25 protein-coding genes and 1 pseudogene are annotated in these 21,386 nt (G+C 36.3%); 15 read left to right on the top strand and 11 right to left on the bottom strand.

All coding sequences use genetic code 11. From position 1 onward, the window contains the following. Window positions 1-420 precede the first annotated feature (420 nt). The 4 genes from C8K15_RS20990 to C8K15_RS18505 form a co-directional block, all read right to left on the bottom strand. Complete coding sequence (locus C8K15_RS20990) at window positions 421-573, bottom strand: hypothetical protein (protein WP_233260563.1); 153 nt, start codon at window positions 571-573, stop codon at window positions 421-423. 801 nt (window positions 574-1,374) lie between these two features. Further along, window positions 1,375-2,106, bottom strand: coding sequence for a Fic family protein (locus tag C8K15_RS18515; protein ID WP_199224142.1), 732 nt, complete (start codon window positions 2,104-2,106; stop codon window positions 1,375-1,377). Window positions 2,107-2,283: 177 nt separating this feature from the next. Next, entirely contained in the window at window positions 2,284-2,544 is a 261-nt protein-coding gene (locus C8K15_RS18510; RefSeq protein ID WP_108587899.1) for a hypothetical protein, read from the bottom strand. Continuing rightward, window positions 2,534-2,764, bottom strand: coding sequence for a hypothetical protein (locus C8K15_RS18505; protein WP_108587898.1), 231 nt, complete (start codon window positions 2,762-2,764; stop codon window positions 2,534-2,536). Before C8K15_RS18505 ends, C8K15_RS18510 begins: the two co-directional genes overlap by 11 nt. Window positions 2,765-2,983: 219 nt before the next feature. On the opposite strand from C8K15_RS18505, the gene C8K15_RS18500 reads away from it, so the two are divergent. The 9 genes from C8K15_RS18500 to C8K15_RS18460 all read left to right on the top strand — a co-directional run bounded on the left by C8K15_RS18500 (window position 2,984) and on the right by C8K15_RS18460 (window position 12,134). Further along, window positions 2,984-5,044 (top strand): MobA/MobL family protein, encoded by a 2,061-nt coding sequence (locus C8K15_RS18500; protein ID WP_108587897.1) that lies wholly within the window; start codon window positions 2,984-2,986, stop codon window positions 5,042-5,044. Window positions 5,045-5,059: 15 nt separating this feature from the next. Then, the gene (locus tag C8K15_RS18495) at window positions 5,060-7,045 is read left to right on the top strand and encodes a VirD4-like conjugal transfer protein, CD1115 family (protein ID WP_233260562.1); all 1,986 of its coding nucleotides are present in this window, start codon (window positions 5,060-5,062) and stop codon (window positions 7,043-7,045) included. Window positions 7,046-7,097: 52 nt separating this feature from the next. Further along, entirely contained in the window at window positions 7,098-7,319 is a 222-nt protein-coding gene (locus C8K15_RS18490) for a hypothetical protein (protein ID WP_108587896.1), read from the top strand. Beyond that, a complete protein-coding gene (locus C8K15_RS18485; protein WP_108587895.1) occupies window positions 7,312-8,913 on the top strand; it encodes an ArdC family protein in 1,602 nt (533 codons plus the stop codon). The genes C8K15_RS18490 and C8K15_RS18485 overlap by 8 nt, the downstream gene beginning before the upstream one ends. Before the next feature lie 250 nt (window positions 8,914-9,163). Further along, on the top strand, window positions 9,164-9,340 hold the full coding sequence (locus C8K15_RS20445; protein ID WP_158268358.1) for a hypothetical protein: 177 nt from the start codon (window positions 9,164-9,166) through the stop codon (window positions 9,338-9,340). A 93-nt stretch (window positions 9,341-9,433) separates the two neighbouring features. Continuing rightward, window positions 9,434-9,868, top strand: a complete 435-nt coding sequence (locus C8K15_RS18480) for a hypothetical protein (RefSeq protein WP_108587894.1) — start codon at window positions 9,434-9,436, stop codon at window positions 9,866-9,868. A 434-nt stretch (window positions 9,869-10,302) separates the two neighbouring features. Then, window positions 10,303-10,749, top strand: coding sequence for a hypothetical protein (locus tag C8K15_RS18470; protein ID WP_108587892.1), 447 nt, complete (start codon window positions 10,303-10,305; stop codon window positions 10,747-10,749). 318 nt (window positions 10,750-11,067) lie between these two features. Further along, window positions 11,068-11,634 (top strand): suppressor of fused domain protein, encoded by a 567-nt coding sequence (locus C8K15_RS18465; protein WP_108587891.1) that lies wholly within the window; start codon window positions 11,068-11,070, stop codon window positions 11,632-11,634. A 128-nt stretch (window positions 11,635-11,762) separates the two neighbouring features. Next, entirely contained in the window at window positions 11,763-12,134 is a 372-nt protein-coding gene (locus C8K15_RS18460) for a hypothetical protein (RefSeq protein ID WP_108587890.1), read from the top strand. Between the two features lie 184 nt (window positions 12,135-12,318). Here C8K15_RS18460 and C8K15_RS18455 read toward each other — a convergent pair whose 3' ends face one another. Further along, window positions 12,319-13,137, bottom strand: coding sequence for an EcsC family protein (locus C8K15_RS18455; RefSeq protein WP_108587889.1), 819 nt, complete (start codon window positions 13,135-13,137; stop codon window positions 12,319-12,321). Window positions 13,138-13,305: 168 nt separating this feature from the next. Here C8K15_RS18455 and C8K15_RS20440 point away from each other — a divergent pair, with 168 nt between their 5' ends. From C8K15_RS20440 to C8K15_RS18440, 4 genes are all read left to right on the top strand, one after another. Beyond that, a complete protein-coding gene (locus tag C8K15_RS20440) occupies window positions 13,306-13,452 on the top strand; it encodes a hypothetical protein (RefSeq protein ID WP_158268357.1) in 147 nt (48 codons plus the stop codon). A gap of 201 nt (window positions 13,453-13,653) precedes the next feature. Next, the gene (locus C8K15_RS18450) at window positions 13,654-15,111 is read left to right on the top strand and encodes an alanine/glycine:cation symporter family protein (RefSeq protein WP_108587888.1); all 1,458 of its coding nucleotides are present in this window, start codon (window positions 13,654-13,656) and stop codon (window positions 15,109-15,111) included. Between the two features lie 155 nt (window positions 15,112-15,266). Next, window positions 15,267-15,545: a hypothetical protein gene (locus tag C8K15_RS18445; RefSeq protein WP_108587887.1), complete on the top strand. Its 279-nt coding sequence runs from the start codon at window positions 15,267-15,269 to the stop codon at window positions 15,543-15,545. Window positions 15,546-15,804: 259 nt separating this feature from the next. Beyond that, the gene (locus C8K15_RS18440) at window positions 15,805-16,347 is read left to right on the top strand and encodes a hypothetical protein (RefSeq protein WP_233260561.1); all 543 of its coding nucleotides are present in this window, start codon (window positions 15,805-15,807) and stop codon (window positions 16,345-16,347) included. Between the two features lie 510 nt (window positions 16,348-16,857). Here C8K15_RS18440 and C8K15_RS18435 read toward each other — a convergent pair. The 4 genes from C8K15_RS18435 to C8K15_RS18420 form a co-directional block, all read right to left on the bottom strand. Then, window positions 16,858-17,094, bottom strand: a complete 237-nt coding sequence (locus C8K15_RS18435; RefSeq protein WP_108587885.1) for a hypothetical protein — start codon at window positions 17,092-17,094, stop codon at window positions 16,858-16,860. Between the two features lie 350 nt (window positions 17,095-17,444). Further along, window positions 17,445-17,822, bottom strand: a complete 378-nt coding sequence (locus C8K15_RS18430) for a transcriptional regulator (RefSeq protein WP_108587884.1) — start codon at window positions 17,820-17,822, stop codon at window positions 17,445-17,447. A 262-nt stretch (window positions 17,823-18,084) separates the two neighbouring features. Then, window positions 18,085-18,294: a hypothetical protein gene (locus C8K15_RS18425; protein WP_108587883.1), complete on the bottom strand. Its 210-nt coding sequence runs from the start codon at window positions 18,292-18,294 to the stop codon at window positions 18,085-18,087. 357 nt (window positions 18,295-18,651) lie between these two features. Further along, window positions 18,652-19,020 (bottom strand): hypothetical protein, encoded by a 369-nt coding sequence (locus tag C8K15_RS18420; protein WP_108587882.1) that lies wholly within the window; start codon window positions 19,018-19,020, stop codon window positions 18,652-18,654. Between the two features lie 253 nt (window positions 19,021-19,273). Here C8K15_RS18420 and C8K15_RS18415 point away from each other — a divergent pair, with 253 nt between their 5' ends. After that, window positions 19,274-20,365, top strand: a complete 1,092-nt coding sequence (locus C8K15_RS18415) for a CotH kinase family protein (protein WP_108587881.1) — start codon at window positions 19,274-19,276, stop codon at window positions 20,363-20,365. Window positions 20,366-20,489: 124 nt separating this feature from the next. On the opposite strand, the gene C8K15_RS18410 is transcribed toward C8K15_RS18415, so the two are convergent. Next, the gene (locus C8K15_RS18410; RefSeq protein WP_108587880.1) at window positions 20,490-20,828 is read right to left on the bottom strand and encodes a hypothetical protein; all 339 of its coding nucleotides are present in this window, start codon (window positions 20,826-20,828) and stop codon (window positions 20,490-20,492) included. Between the two features lie 78 nt (window positions 20,829-20,906). Beyond that, entirely contained in the window at window positions 20,907-21,197 is a 291-nt protein-coding gene (locus C8K15_RS18405; RefSeq protein WP_108587879.1) for a hypothetical protein, read from the bottom strand. 30 nt (window positions 21,198-21,227) lie between these two features. Between C8K15_RS18405 and C8K15_RS21465 the strand changes: the two are divergent. Continuing rightward, window positions 21,228-21,386 (top strand): annotated as a pseudogene (locus tag C8K15_RS21465) (spore germination protein); the annotation flags it as partial.

Here is a 21,386-nt window from a genome sequence, read left to right as displayed (position 1 = left end):
TTAGCATTGCACGACGCATATCATATTGGGCAAATTGTATTCCTAAGTAAAATGCAAGGAGCTTGGCCAGGGAAACGCAGCTTTTAAAAAAGCTTCATTAGCTTTACAGTTATTCCATTATAGGGGGCTTTAATGGAATAAGAACGGGAACGTCCAAATCGGACGTTCCCATATTTTATACCTAAAAAACAACCTACAAATGAATTCTCGTGTTCCACAAATAAACAAACACTTGTAGACAACACACCACTAGTAGATTACTATAAATAACCTTTTTTCTTTCAGCGCACTAAATAAGAGTAGACTATGAATTTATATGTTTTTTCATCACTCGTGGATCACACAACACTTGTAGACCACTTTTTCTAAACAAAATCACAATAAATTAACAATGTTCTTTTTGCTTTTCAAAATTAAACCTTATGGCTTTCTCCACGATGAAAAAGCAGACCCCAACTGCTTTAATGTATTGATTCCATTTGATATTTTCCCTACGTTTGTCTTCATTTGATCTATATTAACTCCATTTGATATTCTCTCAACGGTAGTCATCATTTGATCTAGATTCCACATTCTAGGTCTCTGTGACTCTCTTTGAGATGGTCTAAAATTCCGATCTGGTGTACCACGTCGAGGTCCCTGATAAGTTGGCCTAGGGTACGGTCTTCGTTCCCGATAAATTGGTCTAGGGGATGATTGGTATGACCTTGAATTCGGATTTTGAGGATAAAACATATTCTTCACCTCCATTCTTTTATTGCTCGCAAGACTACTAAAAATGAGTTGTTAGAAAATGCCATGACTAACCGTGAACTGCATTCATTATGATGAAAATGATACAAAAGCAATTATTGAAAAGAAAACCCTGCTTCAATGTGTACGTAACTCTTTATCATATGAAAAAATCAAATCCTTGACTGGACAAACTTATAGGTAAAAGAAAAATTACCTTATGAATTAGATCTCGGCATTCACAAGGCGGAATTCTATCCCTTCAGTTTTTACATATAAATTGAATAGATATTTATAATCTAGTAACATGATGATTCGTTTTTAGATTTTTTCTTACCGTTATGTGATAATTTTCTTTCTTTGGTAGTGTCAAAATTAGCAGGTAATAAACCTCCTAAAAAAATGGTTCACGAGTGACCAAGACACCATATGAATTACTTAACTACAAATGATTAAACACTAGTGGACCACACAACACTTGTAGACCACTTTTTCAAAATAAAATCACAATAAATTGACGTGGTTGCATAACTAAGATCTAACAAACAGAAAAAAAGTTAATAAAAAAGCGTATGTTCAGAGATTTCTCCGGACATACGCTTTTCACATCGCTTTTCACATCGCTTTTCACTTTAAATAAACTCAAATAACACTTAGCCAAAGGTCCAAACTTTCATTTACAGATCCGCAAACTAGTTGAATAAATGATTCATCGTCCCCAGTTGTATGTGCATGATCCAAAGCATCGTAGTATCGTGCACGATCAGTTGCTTTAATGACGGCAGGGGGGAAGCCAGCTTTCATTAGTTCGTAGTTCATTAACAAACGAGAAGTGCGTCCGTTTCCATCGATAAATGGATGGATTTTCACAAACTCTGCATGCACTTTTGCTGCACGTTCGACAGGATGACAGGTTGACCATTCGTTTTCAACTTTGGAAACAAATTGTTCCATCAACTCTTGAACGATCAGATGGTCTGGCGGACGGTGAGATGCACCACCAATTAAGACATTTTCTTTTCGATAAACTCCAGCATTGTCATCTTGGATTCCTTTTAACACGAGTCGGTGAATCGATTTTATTGTCCACTCCGTCAATCGTTCATGCTTTTGAACAATTTCTTCAAGGAAATCAATTGCGTCTCGATGATTAATGACTTCGAGATGCTCACGCATCGTCTTACCGCCAATTGTCATTCCTTCTAAAACCACTTTTGTTTCGGAAATCGTTAAGGTATTTCCTTCGATGGCGTTTGAATTGTAGGTCCATTCAATTAACACATGATTTAACAGCGACTTCACGGAATGAATCGGTAAAGGACGTGCTTGATCTAATTTTTTTTTCTTTAAATCAATTTCTTGAAAACTCACAATTATTCACCTCTCTAGTCAATCACAACAGCTATCGTATTTATGTATTCTTATTCTACCAGTTACAGCAAAGAGAGGCTCGATTTAGTTAGGGTAACGTTATCTTAGTTCACCCGGATAGGGAGAATGACATTCCTAACATAAGTAGATATTTCACTTGGTTTAATATAGGCAGGTTGTTTAGTTTTTTTCTAATATTTTGCTTTTGACAAATGAAGAAAAAGTCTGAAACACTTTTTCACGATCTTCCACCGACAATTCTTCTAATCCAAAATATTTCTCTGCCAATGCACCAGTTTCAATTAAGCGTTTGGTTCGCGCTTTTCTATTTTCCCAACTCACCTTACGCATTGCTTCACTTTCTAATCGTTTCTTCTTTTGCTGCAAGGCCATAACTTTTTCTTGTAACTCTTTCGCTTGTTGGAGTCGATTATCCTTCATTGGTCATCACTTCATTTTGAAGTGCTTTATTTTCCCCATTCACCTGAACAGCAAGCTTTTGAACCCATTTCAAGGCATCTTCCTCTGAATCCACGTTCCACACCTTTAACAATTCGCGCCCAATATTCAGCTGCATTTGTTCCTCTAATCGTTTTTGTTTTTCCTTCAATTTCTCAATTTGTTGTTCAATCGTCAAAATCTTTTCAAAGTTGTTAGCCATTTCTCTTCCACTCCTTTTTGTTTTATATATAAAAATATTAACATATATATAAAATTAATCTATAGTAAATGAGAAATTATGGTACAATATATCCGAGGACTGAAAGACGAGTGCCCATTTATACACCACTAAAGTGGTGCCCTGGGTTTTGCCTTCGGTCAAAAAGTTTGTCGCCTTCGGATATATAAAACATAAAGAAAAAAGAGGGGAGGGATTAAGATGAGTTATTACATGCTACGAGCGAACGTGATTAGTAAAAAAACACAATCAGTAGTAGCAAGTGCCAGCTACCGTAGTGGAATGCCTTTGTATTCAGTACGAGATGAAGAAACAAAAAACTTTCGTACTCGTGGCATAACACCTGAAGCATTCATCTTAAAACCTGATCACGCCCCTGAATGGACACTTAATCGTGAAAGATTATGGAATGAAGTCGAGACAAAGGAAAACGCATGGAACGCTCAATTAGCTCGTGAAATTCTCATTGCTTTACCACTCGAACTCAACCATGATCAACAAAAACGTCTTGTCGAAACATTTGTTCAAACTCATTTTGTGAATGAAGGCATGGTGGCGGACGTTGCCATTCATCGAGATAAAGAACACAACCCACACGCACATATTTTATTAACGGTACGTCCATTTAAGGAAGATGGCACGTGGGGAGAGAAAAAAAGAAGAGAGTATGAACGAGATGAGCATGGAGAAATAAAACGAACAGAAGATGGAAAAAAGATTTTCCAAACCGTCTCTTCGACGGATTGGAATCATCGAGAAACGTTGGTAAAGTGGAGACTTGCTTATGCTGAAACCATTAATGATTTATTTCTAGAAAACGGCATTAACCAAAAAGCATCTGCGCTTTCTTTTGAAGAACAAGGCTTGGAGAAAATCGCTGAAGTTCGTTTGGAACGAAATGAATATCAATTTGTTAAGCGATTAGCAGCACAGGGGAAAGAAGCTACCACTTTTTATCATCAATTAAATCAAGAAATTCGAATAACCAATCAAGAGATTGAACGACTGGAATCTAAAATTGTATCTCTCGCTGCCCATCAAACGGCACCATCGGTAGAGAAACTTCTTCACCAGGAAACAAGTCTCGTAAAGAGTCAACTTGAACCCGAGTACATAAAGAGTATTCATTTCTTGCAAGGACGTTTGAAAAAAGAAGTGAACTTTACAAATGTCCGTCAACACTTAGACGGACTGTATCGATGGAGAGAGCGTACACTCGAACCTAAAGAAACAGAAATGACCGTAACACATGCATTACTGGACGCAGTGAACAAATCGTATCATGCACAAAACAAAGAATTTCTTCAGTCACAAGGATTTTCAATAAATCGGTTCTATGAGCAATTTGTTCCTCGCCTTGAAGCATATGAGAGTAAAGATGCAGACCAAGAAAAAGAAGCTAAAACGCAAGACATGTTACTTGAACATACGGAACGAGTTTACAATGTATGTTCACTCATTACACATCGTACATTCAATCAGGTTTACCCGGATGTCCCAGAAGAATTCAAATGGAACGATCGAGTTCTTCTCATTAAAAATGAAATACTTGAAGCACTAAAAGAAAATAGGAATGAGCAAATCATATATCCAGAAGAAATAACCGAGGTATTATCCATCGCGGAAATCTATCAAGTTATCGAAAAGAGCGATACGTTAAGTAATACAATCCGCATTCAATCGCTAACTCGCAATAAGTTGGGTAAAGAGAAAGATGCGCTTATTAAAATGCGGGGAGAACCTGAGCAAGTGTATCAGCTCTCTATTAAAGTAAATACGATGCAGCAACTTTTAACACAAAGCAGTCGTAAAGCTGAATTGGTAAACGAACAATTAGGAGTGCTCCTTCGCACCACATTTGCAGATGAAAAAGAAAGCACACTTAGACAGGTAGATGAGTTGCCACTCCAAGTAAAAGCTGACATTTTGCGCGCCTACAAAGATGAATTAAAGCAAGGGTTCACTCCCTCTTTACGGGCCTGTGTACAGTTCGCTACAGCACGTGAAACCGAAAGAGCAGACAAGCAACAAGCTTATGAGAAAACTCAATCCACTTCATTTTTCAATCGTTTATCAACCGCACAGAAGGAAATCTCACACTTTGTCGGTGGACGAGCATCGAGCGAATTGCTTGAGCAATTAATTCATCAATCCAGCTCTTCTCAAGCTGCAAAACAAAGTACACAACTCTCTTCAAAACTAAAAAGAAAAACGAAGAACCAACGTATCCGTCAGCAATTAGATTTAGAAGTCGACTTATAGAAGGGTGGAGGAAGAATGGCGAAACGAAAATTCCGAAAAGGTGCCGGAGTACGAATAGCGATAACGTTCCTATTAACTCTTCTAATTGGGTATGTTTTATCTGGACTGTTTACGTTATTAAAGTTAAAAGGTGAGCTAAAAAACCGATTACTGGATGTATCAGGAACCGTCGATTACGTCATGAATGACGCAGACAATCAAACCAAACTATTAATTGTGCTATTAATGGGCGTATTCTTCTATTGGTTCCTTTCTAAAATGAACCTCCTGGAAAAAACCTATGAAGATGCATACGATTACGGTGTCCATGGTTCTGCACATTTTACGCAACCCCATGAAGTCATGAACGGTAAACAGTTATCTAAACGGAACAAATACCATAAAACGAATCCGAGTAAAACGTTTGAGTCTCTTGAAAACGGCTTGATTGTGGGGAAGGTGCCTGATAAAAAGCAAGTGCTCATTATCCCTCGTGAAACGGCCATTGATAACCGAAACGTCTATGTGGTTGGTTCCAGTGGGAGTGGGAAAGGACAATCGTATGTAATTCCAAACTTGTTAAATAATCGAGAAGAAACGATTGTGGTGACCGATCCCAAAGGTGAACTGTATCATGAAACTGCACAAATCAAGCGTGAACAAGGGTATCAGGTATACCAAGTTGATTTTATCAACTTTAACCAAGATCGATACAATTTACTTGATTACGTCGTCGATGATCAAGATGCCCAAAGTGTTTCGGTAACCATTGCGAGGAATTCTACCAAAGATGGAAAAGAAGACTTCTTTATGGAACGTGCACAGAAAATGTTAGCTGGATTAATTGTCTACTGTAAAACGGAAATACCGAACGCCAGTATGAAAGACGTGATTGCGACCTTTAATCATAAAGTAGCCCCCGATGAAGATGAATTTCGTGATTGGGTCGAAGAAGATTTAGGACAACATCATCCAGCCTATCAACTATTAAAAGGGTTGACGACCCTTGGTGGCAATACGAGAGCTAGTGTTACCTCTTCATTCGCATCCCAAGTCAGCATTTTCACGCTTAATAAGATTAGCAAGATGACAAGTACGAGTGACTTTAACTTCCGATCCTTTCAGGAACAACAAAGTGTTTTATATGTGAAGTTACCCATGGACGACAATCCATTTATGGCCCTAACATCTGTCTTTTTTGACCAACTCATCTCCCAGTTCTATAAAATGGCTGATGAAAATCGCGGCAAGCTAAAGATTCCAACGATTTTCTTGTTAGATGAATTTGCAAACATCGGAAAAATCGAGAAATATGGCCGTGTTCTTGCGACTTGTCGAGGTTTAGGGTTATCCATGAACACAATCGTTCAGGATAACGGTCAAATTGAAGCGATGTATGGAAAAGAAATGGCTCGATCGATTCTGTCAAACCATGACACGCTCTTATTTTTACGAAGCAAGGACATGGAAACCATCAAGTATTTCTCTCAACTCGCTGGCGAAACGACAGCAAAGGTTCAAACCGGTTCCACCAGTCAAAGTGGTGGCTTTATGAGTGGCAAATCGAGTGCTAGTTCCAGTCAGTCTGAACAGTACGTGAAAAGACCCTTGATACCTGAAGGGGACTTATCCAATATTTCAAAGGACACTAGCTACTTATTTGTGAGTGGGATGTTCCCGATGAAACTCGAAAAGGCATGGCAATCTGAAGTGTTTGGGGATTATGTAGAACAATTCAATGAACACCATCAAACTATGACTCCTGATAGGATGGTAGATTTTCAAATCGCAGCAACAGTAGAAGAAGAATTGCCAGCTGACTCTCCTCCTTCATTAAGTGGTGGCACAACCACTCGAATACTGGAAGAAGAATGGAGTCAATCAGAACACTTAAACCTTGATTTTGATGAGTCTGAACTTGCGATGAATGAGGCACTTGTGGAAGATGCTACTGAACATGAAAAAGATGATATTCAAAAGCGATTAAAAGAGAAAGAAATCACCATTCAAAACTTCTTCTAATTTTATACATGCCTTGATATGGGTAAACCACACAACAAAAGGAGTGAGCTGGATGTATCTGACCATTAGTGAAATTCTCGCAACAGACAAACGGATATTAAGTTTTTATGATCCTGTGCCCTTTGAGGCACTTACATATGATGGTGTTCTGGACTTAGAAGAAAACATCGGAGATTACACGGTAACTTGTTACACACCCATTCGTATTGAAGGCAGGTTAGAGCCTTTATATGAGGCCTGGTATGTACGAAAGGACGTGATTGAATATGTCTAACAAAGTGGACTTAACTGAGGTTTCTAAACGGTTAGAGACAAACTTAGAAGATTTATTCAAGAATGACCGATTCCAAGATTTACTGCATGTATTAGCATCAGGGCATCAATACTCGTTCCAAAATGCACTTCTCATTGCTTCACAAAAGCCTGACGCTACCATGATTCGTGGGTTTAAGCAGTGGCAATCACTAGGACGCCATGTGAACAAAGGAGAACGCAGCATCGACATTTTAGTTCCGACTTTCCAAAAAACTGAAGAACAGAAAATAAATCAACCTTCAGGTAACGTCTTAACGGATGAACATGGTGACGTTCAATCGGAAGTGAAAGAAACTCTAAGTGGCTATGTATATGGCAAAGTATTCGATGTTTCACAAACGAGTGGCCGTGATATCCCAAGTGTTCGAGATTTCGTTCAAACAGAACTCCAAGCAGATGGTTCCATGCAAGATTTATATGATAAATTCGTTCATCAGATTAATATAGACGAGAAAAACCCTTTAACTATTCAAGAAGAAGGTCATGAAAATGAACGTTTCGGCGGGTATTACAATTCTGCCACTAATGACATTGTCATTAATACGGCCGTCTCACAAACTGCTGATCAGAAGTTTCGTGTCTTGATTCATGAATACGCACATGGACTTCTTCACAACAAAGAGAGTGAATTACGTGAACTGCCTCGTAGTCATAGAGAAGCACAAGCCGAATCAGCAGCCTATATCGTCTCTCACTATTACGGACTAGAAACAGACTTAACGTCAACTGGCTACATTGCTACATGGGCACAAGATATAAACGTAGCCAAACAAGCGATTCGAGAAGTACAAAGCGTGTCGGGACAAATGATTGATCAATTGAATGAGCTACAAAGTGAAAAAATTAAAGGCTTTTATCAATCTATCGATACAGAGAAAGTAAAATCAGCTGTTGAAGAAAAGTGGAATGTGCTGCTTGCGGATAAACCTACGTTGCAACTGATCGACCTAAAGAATGGTCTAGTCGTATTTGCTAAAGTCGAAGAAAACACGCGTGATCAACAATTCTACTTACGGACAAACACGAATCGCTTGTTGCCTTTAAGTGATCTTGAGCAACGCTATACCATCATTAATATCTTAGAGAATAAAAATGAATTGGTGAAAGAGTTCAAAAAGGTGGAAGACTTCATCAAGATAGAAAAGATTGAGGAAGGAAAATATGCGGTGACTATGGAAGGTGGGCAAACCACCGAACGAACATTTGCGAAGAAGGTAGAAGGTCAAAAGTTTGTTCAAAAAACAGCTATTGCTCAGTCTTTGAATACCGAGCGCTTTTTATCGGTTACATCCGTTAAAGAAACGAAGCATTTACAAACGAAAAATGAAAAGCAATTAAACGAGCAAATTGGGAAATACATCAAAGAGAAAAATTTAAAGGCCGAACATAAACATAATGTTACAGTGGGTTGGCATTTAATGAAAAATCCGTTATTACAATCACGAGATGCATTAAATAAAAACATAGAGTCATTAAATCCTCATCACAACGACACTAAAGAATTGAAAGAAGCATTTTCTTCAAAGGAAACACAACATGAATTAGAGAAGTAAACAAAAGGAGAAAGAGGCCATTTTCGGTCCCTTTCTCCTTTTTTATTAACCCTCATGACTAGGTTCCTTCTTCAACTACCGGGCGTTAGTTCTATAAGAAATAATTCTAAATATATCCAACTAAGGGATTTTTAACGTTAAGCTTATGCTATGTTTTGAGTATAGGAATCATGGATGACTAGTCGTACAGGTTAGTTAAAGATTTACGAAACCTTTAATAAAAGGGGGAGTTAATATAAAAAATCGAATTGTGTATTTTGGAGTATTACTAACAACTGGATTTGGCGTTTCTTTTCTAATTCGTTTGGTTAGAGATGGTGACTTTTATATTGCTGAATTTACCGTAACCATATTAGGGATTATTATTTTATTAACTGGCATTCTTGCAAAAAAGAATATTAAAACTGATGACACCTTATTAAAGTAACGGGTGTTTTACTTCAAGAAGAGTAAAGCATTTCTTGTTCAACTAACGAGGCAGTTTAGTGGAAGAAGCAGTTACAAAAGGAGATGAATTGATATGGAATACAAAATTAGACCGCATAGATATCCAATTGTTATGACCATCATTTTTGTCTTATTTTTGAATGTAGTTTCGGATTACTATGGCGGGTCTTCATCTCTATATCTATCAGTTTTACTGGTAGCCGTTGTATTTGCTTTTGTTCGATTTAGGCTTAATATCAACGATGAGAATTTGGTTTATGAGATTTTGATATTCAATAAATCCATCGTAAAACAGAGGATTTTTCCTGAAGAAATAAATGAACTGAAATTTACACGAGTCGGCTGGGCTAAAAAATCTGCCAAAATAAAAGTAAATAAAGGGATCAACGTTAGATTAGCTGTTCTCGAACCACCAAAAGCGTATGACCATTTATTGGAATTCGCAGAGAAACACGATATAACAATAGTTAAAACAAAAGACTATTTAATTTTAGAAAGTATGAAATAAGTTTCTTATTGAACTAACGGGTGCATTAGTTAAGCCTGTTTTCGTAAACTTTGTTGTGTTTGTGATATAAAACTAGAAAAGGAGAGTACTTATTAATGTTATTAATGCTTTGGCTTGTCGTACCGTTATTAGGAGTTTTATGGTTTTTAAATTTCACTACTTTTTTGAAGAACTTAAAGAATGGAAAAAGCACTCATAACCAAAATGTTTTAGGAGCAGTCTTAACTTTTATTTTTATCTTTGCTCTAATGTACTGCTATGCTGGAACCCACTAAATAAGTAAAATAAGACCAGTTTCAAGAATGCTCTCTACTAATAAAAAAGATTGTGAAACATTGCACTTAAACTAACGGTTGCTTTACTTCAATAAGGGGAAAGCCTTTTTCTTATTCAACTAACGGGGCAGTTTAGTTCAACAAAAGGGGGATAAAGCAATGTATCCTACATCAATCATAATTATTGTTTATGTATTCGTAATACTTGCCATAGTAAGCAGCATTTCTTATTTCTTAAAACCGTTCATTCGGAAACTGATTTGGAGTGTATCGGGAACCATACTTATTATTGTTATTGGTTATTTTGCATTGCTACCTATATTAGTTGAATCGCAAACGAATGAAGCAATAGGTAAGCTTAATACGTACCTGACAACCATTTATCCTAATGAAAAATGGGAGATAAACGATACAGACGATGATGAACTAAAGACCACGGTGGAACTTCATGTGATTTTTGAAAATGAATATGAAATTGTTTATGCCTACTATATTAAAGATGAAAAAATTGGGCAAAGTGATTTTTGGTCTCAATCTGGTGAATCATCTGAAGAGTTAATTACCAAAGGTTTTGAACCAATACATTTAGAAGTGGATGAAAAATAGATTATTTAAACTGTAGGAACAGTTTAGTGTGAATGTTCTTCAACTAACGGGTGCTTTACTTCAATAAGGAGTGAAGCCTTTTTTTATTGGCTTTATTAAAGGAAAAGGTTGATTAATCGTTAAAGAATATGGAGGATGGGTTTCCCTATATAAATACCGCACTGGATATTTATGTTAAAATGAATATAAAATTGTGAAGGTTTTCACTTAAACTAACGGGGCAGGTTAGTTCAATAAGAATTCAAATGATAAAATTGAATCACAGTGGAATTAGTGCTAGACAGAATTAAACCAAAACCATTTATTCTGGAGGTAAAAATGAAAACATTTATTGAGTTTTTAGAAGATAATTTAGGTGAAATTCTTTATGGGTTTGGGGATGATGCGGAAAGTGCAGAATTACCATTCCAAATTGTTAAATTTAGCAAAGGTCCCTTCCAAAAAACTACGACATACTCCACGTTAGGATTGAGCAATCATATTTTGGCATGGCCTGAAAATGAACTGGAGATTCGTCAAGAGTTAATAATGGTTTCTTATTCTGAATTTGGGGATGAAGACATACCAGGTATTCTCCACCAGGTTGGTATGTCCATTCTTAAAGATCACTCTGCACTCTTGAGGGGGGATGTAATAGGTCCGTACGGTCCATTATTTGATGATTCGAACCTTGAAGCTTTATATTCCAGCATTCCAGTTTATTTTCCTGAAAGCTTTCATAGCTACGATATTGATAAAAACTCTTCAATTCTAATGAACTGGCTTATTCCAATTACATCACAGGAAGCTGGGTTTATAAGTAAGCAGGGTTGGGATAGCTTTGAAGACATTTTAGAGGAAAAGGACCCTGATTTAGTGGATTTTTACAGAGAGAGTATCGTCTAATTCAGCAAACGGTGGGTGCTTTACTTCAGGTCGGGGTTAATCACTTTTTTATTGAACTAACGGGGCAGGTTAGTTCAATAAGATAAATGTTAAAATATAAATTAAAGAGTTGTTATAAGGTGGTCTCTATGATAAAAAATATTGGTTTAATTACAGATGAATTGCAGAATTTTTCATTTGCAGATATAAAGTGTATTTCAAATTTCAATTTGAGTTTTCAAAAGGAATTCAATGTTCATAGTTCTTTACTTGATATTGATTTTATTATCGAAGGGAATGGTAATGGTTATCTTGTTCAATTTCGCTTCCACAACCCACAGAGTATCAGCTTTGAAAGTGGTGGGCTTTATCATCAAATTTCTTTAAATATTGAGGACATAACAGAAAGAGGTTGGGAGAAGATGAAATTTGAAGTGGAAGACTATGAAGAAAATACACTTCACTTTTTTTGTTCCGAAATCGAAATACTTTCTATATCAGAGACCAATTATGTTATTTAGCCAATCTTCAACTAACGGGTGCTTTAGTTGAATAAGGACCACTAAAAAATGCTCAAACTTTTTTATAAAAAACGAAATAACTAATAACAAATTAAGAAGCCATTTTGATTAATCTTTTTTCAAAATGGCTTCTTTTTGTCTGTCGTGAAATATGGGTTTGCGAAGTATTTTTGATCAAACTTTTTTAAAAAGCTGCAACAGCTTTGAAGCGCTCTGAAGCAAGTCTTTCAATGATTCTTCTTTTTCGATAAAGCATTTTCCCTGCTTCAGCTATATCGTTCACCGCACCTCGGTTAATAAACGCACCAAAAATGAGGCCGGCAATGGGGATCATTTGAAACAGCTTTTTCCAACCCAATTGATCACGATACGCGAAAACGACTTCACGCCAACCTTGTAATTCTGAAAGCACCTCTCTTTTCACAGAATCATCATGATTATCGAACTGAGACAATTGGCTAAGAATCACTTGTTTTCCCACAATATCAGCGGAGACAAATTGGAGACATTTGACGATAAACAAACGCTCTTCTTTTGATTTTGGATCATAGCCATAACAAATTGCAATATCCTGAATAGTTTTTAATTGTAAACCTAGAAGTAGTGGAATATCGATTGATAAGGTGAATATTCCACCAAAACCCGTACTGGCACCTTGAATTGTCGCAAGATTTTTCCGGTTACTAGTTAGTCTATCAACAGCTTGATCCATTATGGAAAGCGGAAGTATTGACGCATCCTTTAACGAACTCACCTCTGTGTCAGGATAATAAGAAGAGATCGCTGATATCGAACTTAAGTAGCTACCACCTGTTTGAACATATTTTCCAAGCTCGTCTAGAATTATTCCGATTTTATTCTGAATAAAGGTAGGGGTCCATTTATCAATGATTTTGAAGGGTAAACGACCAAGCTTCTCCCAAAACCATAAATCATTTTGATCTTTCTCCCAATCCTCTCCTTTTTTCAATTCTTGTGACAACCATCCTTTAGATTCAGTCAATTTTGTGTTCTCCTCTTAAATAGAATACCTATAATACGAAAATCTAATAAATAAGTTTCATTTAGTATATATTCTTATGTTCTGAGTTATGAAGCTGATTATATATCCTTTGCTTTTGAAGCTAATGGAAATGTGACAATGTACCATAAACAATCAGGGGAAGTTTTAATGTATGCTCACGACCATAATTTCGATTTTATTACTCCATTTGAAACCTATCCAGAATATACATTTCACAAAATTAACAATTGCCTTACATTTGGTGATTGGATTGAAAAAATTGCAGTTCAAATGTTAAACCATATAAATAATTAATAGAATATACTTCTTGTTGAACTAACGGGTGCTTTAGTTGAAGATCATCGGGCTGCTTAAGCAGCTCTTTTTCTTATTCAACGGGGCAGGTGGCCTCTACTACTTCATTTACCTGATTTTCGTTCTTTCCTTGTAATCTCAAATTTATTGTAATATAGTGAATTGTGCGACAATATCACGAACTAGATTAGGAGGAAGAGAATGGAAGAGTTTATCGGGCAAATAAACAGTTTTTTATGGGGACCATGGATGATTTATGGTTGTTTGGCAATCGGTCTATTATTTTCAATCCTTACGCGTTTCTTGCAAGTTCGATTAATTAAGGACATGGTTGTTCAAATGTTCAAAGGGGAAAAATCTGATGCTGGGGTATCTTCATTCCAAGCATTATCGATTGCATTGTCAGGTCGTGTTGGAACCGGAAATATCGCAGGGGTTGCTACTGCAATCGCATTTGGTGGTCCAGGGGCTGTATTCTGGATGTGGGCAATTGCGTTTATCGGGGCGTCTTCAGCCTTTGTCGAATCAACATTGGCACAAATTTATAAAGTGAAAGACAATGGCCAATACCGTGGTGGCCCTGCTTATTACATAGAAAAAGGAATCGGCTCGAAGTGGTATGCAGTTATTTTTGCACTCGCAACACTACTGGCTATGTCCATTTTGATGCCAGGTATTCAATCGAACTCCATTGCCATAGGGATGGAAAATGCATTTGATCTTCCACGCTGGGTGACTGGAGCTGCAATTGTTGTCTTTCTAGGTGTCATTATTCTTGGCGGAGTAAAACGTATTGCAAACGTTGCTCAATATGTCGTACCATTCATGGCGTTAGCATACATGTTAATGGCGATTATCATTATTGGAATGAACATTACTGAAGTTCCAGGTGTTCTTAGATTAATCTTTTCAAGTGCATTTAGCTTTGACTCAACTTTCGGTGGAATGATTGGTGCTGCCATTGCATGGGGCGTTAAGCGAGGAGTCTATTCAAATGAAGCTGGTCAAGGTACTGGACCTCACGCAGCAGCTGCAGCAGAAGTTTCTCATCCAGTGAAACAAGGATTGGTTCAAGCTTTTTCCGTATATATTGATACATTGCTAGTTTGTTCGGCAACAGCGTTCATGATTCTTTTCACTGGAATGTACAATGTTCAGTTGGACGATGGAGAAGGAGCATTTGTTGTTGAAAATCTTCCAGGGGTTGAAGCTGGAGCTGGCTATACGCAAGCAGCAATTGATTATGCAATGCCGGGCGCTGGCATTGGAGCAGGATTTGTTGCCATTGCATTATTCTTCTTTGCTTTCACGACAATCATGGCATACTACTACATGGCAGAAACCAACATTGCTTATCTAATGAAAGGCAAAGCTGAAAAAATCGGTATTTTTGTTTTGAAAATTGTCATTTTAATTACATCGTTCTATGGAACGATAAATCAAGCTAAATTAGCATGGGCATTAGGCGATGTTGGGCTAGGTTTAATGTGCTGGTTGAACTTGATTGCCATCCTCATAATTGCCAAACCGGCACTTATAGCACTTAAAGATTACGAAGCTCAGAAAAAAGAAGGAAAAGATCCTGTGTTTGATCCAACAAAGCTTGGCATAAAAAATGCTGACTTCTGGGTTGAATATAACGAAAACCTGAAGAAATAAGTGAAAATCGTCCAACTTCGGTTGGACGTTTTTTTGTTGCCTCTACTACAGCGTATGGATACCAAAAATAGTGTAAGCAACTACCTCCGCGGAGGTTCTCTTGTGTTTATTCGTATAGTTATTTAAGCATTATGAAAAATGGGGGGATTAGGAGTTTGGAAATAGATCAACAAACATCCGGAAATGTTGAAATAGTTACAAAAAAGGAAATTACTATAAGAACAATGCTAAATATATATGGGGTTTTCGCTGTTCTTGCATTAATATTATCAATTTTTACGACTCCTATTTCTATAAATGAAAACATGCAACTTTTTTATAATGAAGATTTAATGATGGAAGCGAAAAAGATAAAGGAGTTCTTATTTTTTATTTTTGGGTCTGCTTTAGTTTACTTTTCCTTAGTAAATCTTTATTACAAATATATGAAGTGATAGAGATTGTTCAACTAAAGGGTACTTTAGTTGAACAACCGGCTGCCTTTACAAGGCGGCTTTTTCTTATGGATTATGAAGTTGAATACTTCCTAATCCGGGGATTATGTCAACCCATTCTGCATGGTCTATGCCACGCCTTATAAAAAGGGCTTTATAATTGTTCAACTAAATGGCTGAATAATTGGTAATTCATTTACAGGTAAGTTCAGCTATGGTAATATAACTAAATATTCCCAAGATTAAAGGAGATTGAATGATGAAAAAACTATTATTGCTTATTGCTTCACTTTCTTTAGTTCTTGCAGCTTGTTCTGAAGACAAAGAAGAGAAAAAAGTTACAACGACTGAAGGAACTAAATCTGAAGAAACTACATCTGAAGGAAAAGCGAACCCTGCTGGAGATATGATGAAGTTTTACTTATCAATCTCTCAATCTATTAATGCTGTAGATGCAGATCTAAATGCTTATGAAAATGTAGGAACTTTAGAAGTACCTCCAGAAGGTGCTGAGCTTAAAAAAATGCAGGATGCTGCAAAAACAGCTGCTGAAAATGCTGCGGTTAAAGTAGAAGAATTAGAAGTTCCAGCTGAATTAAAAGATCATCAAGAAACAATTGACTCAGCCTTAAACAAAATACAAGAAGCTTATACAATGAAAGCAGACGCATTAGCTGCTGAAGGTGAAGTTGTATTAGATGAGGCACGTGCAAAATTTGAAGAGGCTGACGCTGAATTAAATAAGGTACTTAAAGAAGTTGACTTAGCAGAATCAAGCATTGCCAGCGAAGTAGCACAATAAGAAAAAATCGTCCGTTCAATCGGACGATTTTTTTATTTAACATTATGTCAGTTGGTATATATACAAATGTGAAGCCAGCTGCCTTTAAAGGGCGCTTTTCTTATGGAGTAATGAAGTCGACTACTTCCTCATCGGGATGTTATGTCAACTTGTGATGTATAAGCGATACACAAGCTTAGAGGGAACCCTTAAATTCCCATCACTTGTTCCATCTCCTTTAATCTCGATTGTAAGAAGGAACGATTCACTGTAACAAAACGCTAGAAAATATGAAAAGAACTGTAGAAAATCTTAAACTAGCAAACGAAAGGGTGTAGCATTGAAATAAAGTTTGATTAAATTAACTCTATAAACCTTGATAAAATAGTAAATAGAAAAAGCGTGTTTTGAAAAAAGATTGATCAAAACACGCTTTTAATATATTCAATTGAATCATTCTTTTATAAAAAAGTTTGATCATTTCAGATTTTAGTTATTCCATTAGCGCCCGATAGTTGAAGAACCTGTTGTTCATTTTGCTTTTTGTTTTTTGTACAGTTTAATCAAAAATACACTTATGACTATAATGAATGAAATTCTTATAGAGTATTGTAAAATCATAAAGAAATAATCTGGATAAGAATTTCCCTCTGCGGAAGTCATGCCGTTTACATCTGTTGTTATTCTTATTCTATCTACCCATACCAATAACAATAAAAAAGAAGTAATAAATGAATATATAGCCGTTTTAACTAAAGTTCTTTCCACGTTAACCCCCCTTATATCTTTTCCTTACTCATTTTACCATAAAAAACCAATGGCCTTCTTGTGGTAAAATGCACCGTTAGCTTAAGTCCATTTATTCACAATCTCTTCGCTATTCAATTTTACTTTTTATTCAAGAATATGGCCCGATTGCTTAATAAGAAAAATCCTCAAATATCAAAAATCCATATATAAAACGGTTGAACTTTTTTCAAAACGGTGCAACTTTATTACAAACGGTTAAACTTTGTTTTAAACGGTCGAACTTTATTTTAAATCCACAAAGGGAACAGGAACGCACAAAAATGTCACAACGAAAAAGAGCATCGATTTTGAATGCTCTTTTTATCATCCTATTCTATTCGCAGCAACTCTTTTCCATTAGAAAGCCACGCCTTTACCTTCTGATGCTCGGACAACAATTGTTCATAATCCAGTTGCAGCTTTTCATAAGCTTCAGCTAATGCATCATGCGAGGTCATCGCTTGTTTTAGATGACTGTGAACTTCATTGGGTTTACTGGTTCGACTGAGTTTTTGTAGATTGTACTGTTTACGCAATGTTTTATTCCACCTAAATCCACACGCCTGCTTTGTACGGCCGAGGATAGATGCAGTTGCTTCAAAGGCTTGGATTTGCGTTTTTCCTTCACGAATAAAAGTTAACACCGTGTCAGCAAGAACCTTATCATCTTCTACTGTCCAACTATCTTTTCTTTTCTTCTCCTCCAAACTATCACCCCTATCTTTTATCACTATATGAAATGTCGGCTATTAAATATGTAATTGAAAATTAAGCTTTTTATAATTCATCTTTGGATGTTTATTAAGTAGACGAGACACAGGACTAACCATTGATTTGCTGTGTGTTTTCTTATTTAAGGAAATGTGACGAATGATAAGTGAAAGTATTAGCTACGAAAGAAAGCCTGCATGCGGTTTCCTGGAATCTTCTTGGGCGCTCATCATAATGAGTAGTTCCAGTGCAGACATGTTAGGAAGCTTTTCTAAAAAATAGCTTGGCTGCATCATAATTCAAAAATGCAAAAGCATGGAGTTCTTCTTGAATGGCCCACCCTAAATCAATATTTTCTAAAAGATAGATTCTTAAAATCGGATGTTTTGAAGTCGGATACATATCTTCCCCCGCAATTACCAGCCCCACCTCTTTTATTGAGCTAAATATAGTCGTAATAATTTTCATATCATCCTCAAAGTCTTCTGGAATCAGTATTTTTACATCCTCATTTATACATCTTTAAATTAAAAGACGAAGCGAAATTCGCGGACGAAAAAACAACATTAGAAATAATAAATAAAAGCTTGAAGAGTGACTGTATAGGTGGCGATTTGCGAAACATTCCAATCTCGATCCATGCAAAGATCCCAAACATGAGTCTTAGTCTAAGCCTCTTCACATAGCCTATACTGTACCCTATGAAGGGAGTTAAAAAGTGGTAAATTCATTGTGTTTTAAAAAAAGTTAACTAGTAGGAACTAGTTAACTTTATAATTCTGAAACACTCCATAGTTCTTTAAAGAACATAAAGTGAGATATTCTTCAGATAGCGAAAAATCGCCCCGAAGTTTTTTTAAAATAACAAGTCATTCCAAAAGTTCTTTCTACAGCATCGTCGGTTCCGCGAAGTGCAACGATTTCTGCTCGTGCGGCGTCGGTTCCGCGAAGTGCAGCGATTTCTGCTCGTGCGGCGTCGGTTCCGCGAAGTGAACAGATTTCTGCTTGTGCGACGTTGGTTCCTCGAAGTGCAACGATTTCTGCTTGTGCGACGTTGGTTCCTCGAAGTGCAACGATTTCTGCTCGTACGGCGTCTCCTGCTCGTGCATCGTCTGTTACTAAAAGGATCCTGGAACAAGAAGAACCATAACCCTCTGCTGTTAGACACTTCGACTGCATTTTGTATACCGTCAAAAGTAAAACATGACATATTAAAAACCTCCTTTCAAATTTATTAGAGAAAAAAGGTAGATCAATATCTCTTTTTCAAAAAAAACAAACTCGTACTGATACACATTTCTTTCTCATATAGTAAGTTATGAAATTTTACTAATTATGATAGAGACAAATGCAAACTATTTAAAATTAAATAGTATTTCGTTTCTATTAGTGGCATTTTTTATTTTTGTTTCATACGAATATTATAAAAATGAAAGGAAGAATTCGCGTGGATAATGTCATGGAAATACCTGTATATCAGCTTTTTATTAATCCTATCGATTTAAGGGAACTTCGAAAAGATATTTGGATAGATGATCCGGTTTCCGCGAAACTAACGATAAACAAAAAGAAATATGATATCGATATTGTGTATCGTGGCTCCCATATCCGGGAGTTTCGAAAGAAGTCGTATCACATTTCGTTTTATAAACCTAGTACGTATAGAAATGCCAAAGAAATTCATATCAACGCAGAATATAAAGATCCTTCTCTATTAAGAAATAAATTATCTCTCGATTTTTTCAATGAAATAGGTTGCTTATCGCCAAAGTCTCGATTTGTAAATATAAAATTGAATGGGAGGGATGAGGGGCTATATTTAGAATTAGAATCAGTGGATGAGTATTTCCTTGCGAATCGACAACTACCAAAAGGCCCAATATTCTATGCCGTTGACGGCGATGCTAACTTTTCGTTAATGAGTGATCTTGATAAAGAAGTAAAAAAATCACTTAAGTTGGGCTATGAACAAAAATATGGGACTGAACAAGATGAATTTCATTTACAAGAAATGATTATTGAAATTAATACCATTTCAAGAGCTGATTTTGAAAAAGAAATTGTGAAACACCTAAATGTTGATCAGTATCTCCGATGGTTGGCAGGCGTTGTTTTCACTCAAAATTTCGATGGTTTTGTTCATAATTACGCACTTTACCAAAATAGCGAAACGAGACTATTCGAAGTCCTCCCTTGGGATTACGATGCAACATGGGGAAGAGATGTGAACGGGGAAGTGATGGAGGAAGATTATTTACGAATCGAAGGATTTAATACGCTAACTGCAAGAATTCTAGATGTGAAAACATTTCGTAGTCAATACAAAAACTTGTTAGAAGTTATTTTAAACACCCAATTTAATGTAGACTATTTGAAACTAAAAATACAAGCTATGCATGATTTGATCAGGCCATATATTCAAAAAGATCCTTATAAAAAAGACGATATCCATTTATTTGATAAAGAACCGGAGTATATATTGGCTTTTATTGAAGCACGGTCGAAATATATCAGAGGGAAATTAAGTACATTAGATTAAGTTGTTGCATCATTTTACGAACCCCCCTTTCCAATTGGTAAGGGGGGTGTTCTGGCTAATTGCTAAGTATTTTTAAGCATCTTATCTAAGTGAACTCAAGGGAATAGAATGAAAATATACAATGCTACGAAAGAAAGCCTGCATGCGGTTCCCTGGAATCTTCATGGGCGCTCATCATAATGAGCAGTTCCAGTGCAGACATGTTCGGAAGCTTTTCTAAAAATAATCGGGCTGCATCATAATTTAAAAATGCAAAAGCATGGAGTTCTTCTTGTATGGCCCACCCTAAATCTATATGTTCTAACAGATAGATTCTTAAAATCGGATGTTCGGAAGTCGGATACATATCTTCCCCCGCAATTACAAGCCCTACCTCTTTTGTTGAGCTAAATATCGTTGTAATAATCTTCATATTATCCTCAAAGTCTTCTGGGATCAGTATTTTAACATCCTCATTTATCATAAGTTCTTCCTCCCTTATCGTTTTAGCATTCAGATTTACCTTATTGAGTCTATGTAAGTTCAGAAGTACTTGGCTATTTTATTTCCTTGTATGACGTGTTTTTAATAAGTAATTTGATTTTAAGCGCTTATGTAATTCATCTTGGGGTTTAATTTGCAGAAGGTTAGATACAAATGTTTTATCTATCGTATCAGGACCAAATTCTTTATTAATGTTTTCAACGACTTTGACCATGCTTCCTACATAGGCATATTCCTTTAAGATTTTTTGCTCTACTGTTGTCACTTCATAGTTTTCTACCAGAAACACAAAATCTTGAAGTTCTTTTATTTCTTTTTTGGCTGCATCTACTGTCTTTAACATCTTCATATGTATATCCTCTCTATAATAAGGTTTTAGTTCTTTAACATTATTACAATATTCTCCATTTGCACGAAGATATCCTCTACAACAAGACCAATTTTGCATTTATGCAGTTTACGTTCTTTTGGCATACCATATATGTCTCCATTAGCTCCATTTAATATTTCGGATCAAAAGGACACGTTTATTCGTTTG

Source organism: Paenisporosarcina sp. OV554 (assembly GCF_003058165.1).
In the GTDB taxonomy this organism is placed as follows: Bacteria; Bacillota; Bacilli; order Bacillales_A; family Planococcaceae; genus Paenisporosarcina.
The sequence above is the reverse complement of the archived record's forward strand: the minus strand, read 5'-3'. Positions and strand labels throughout refer to the sequence as shown.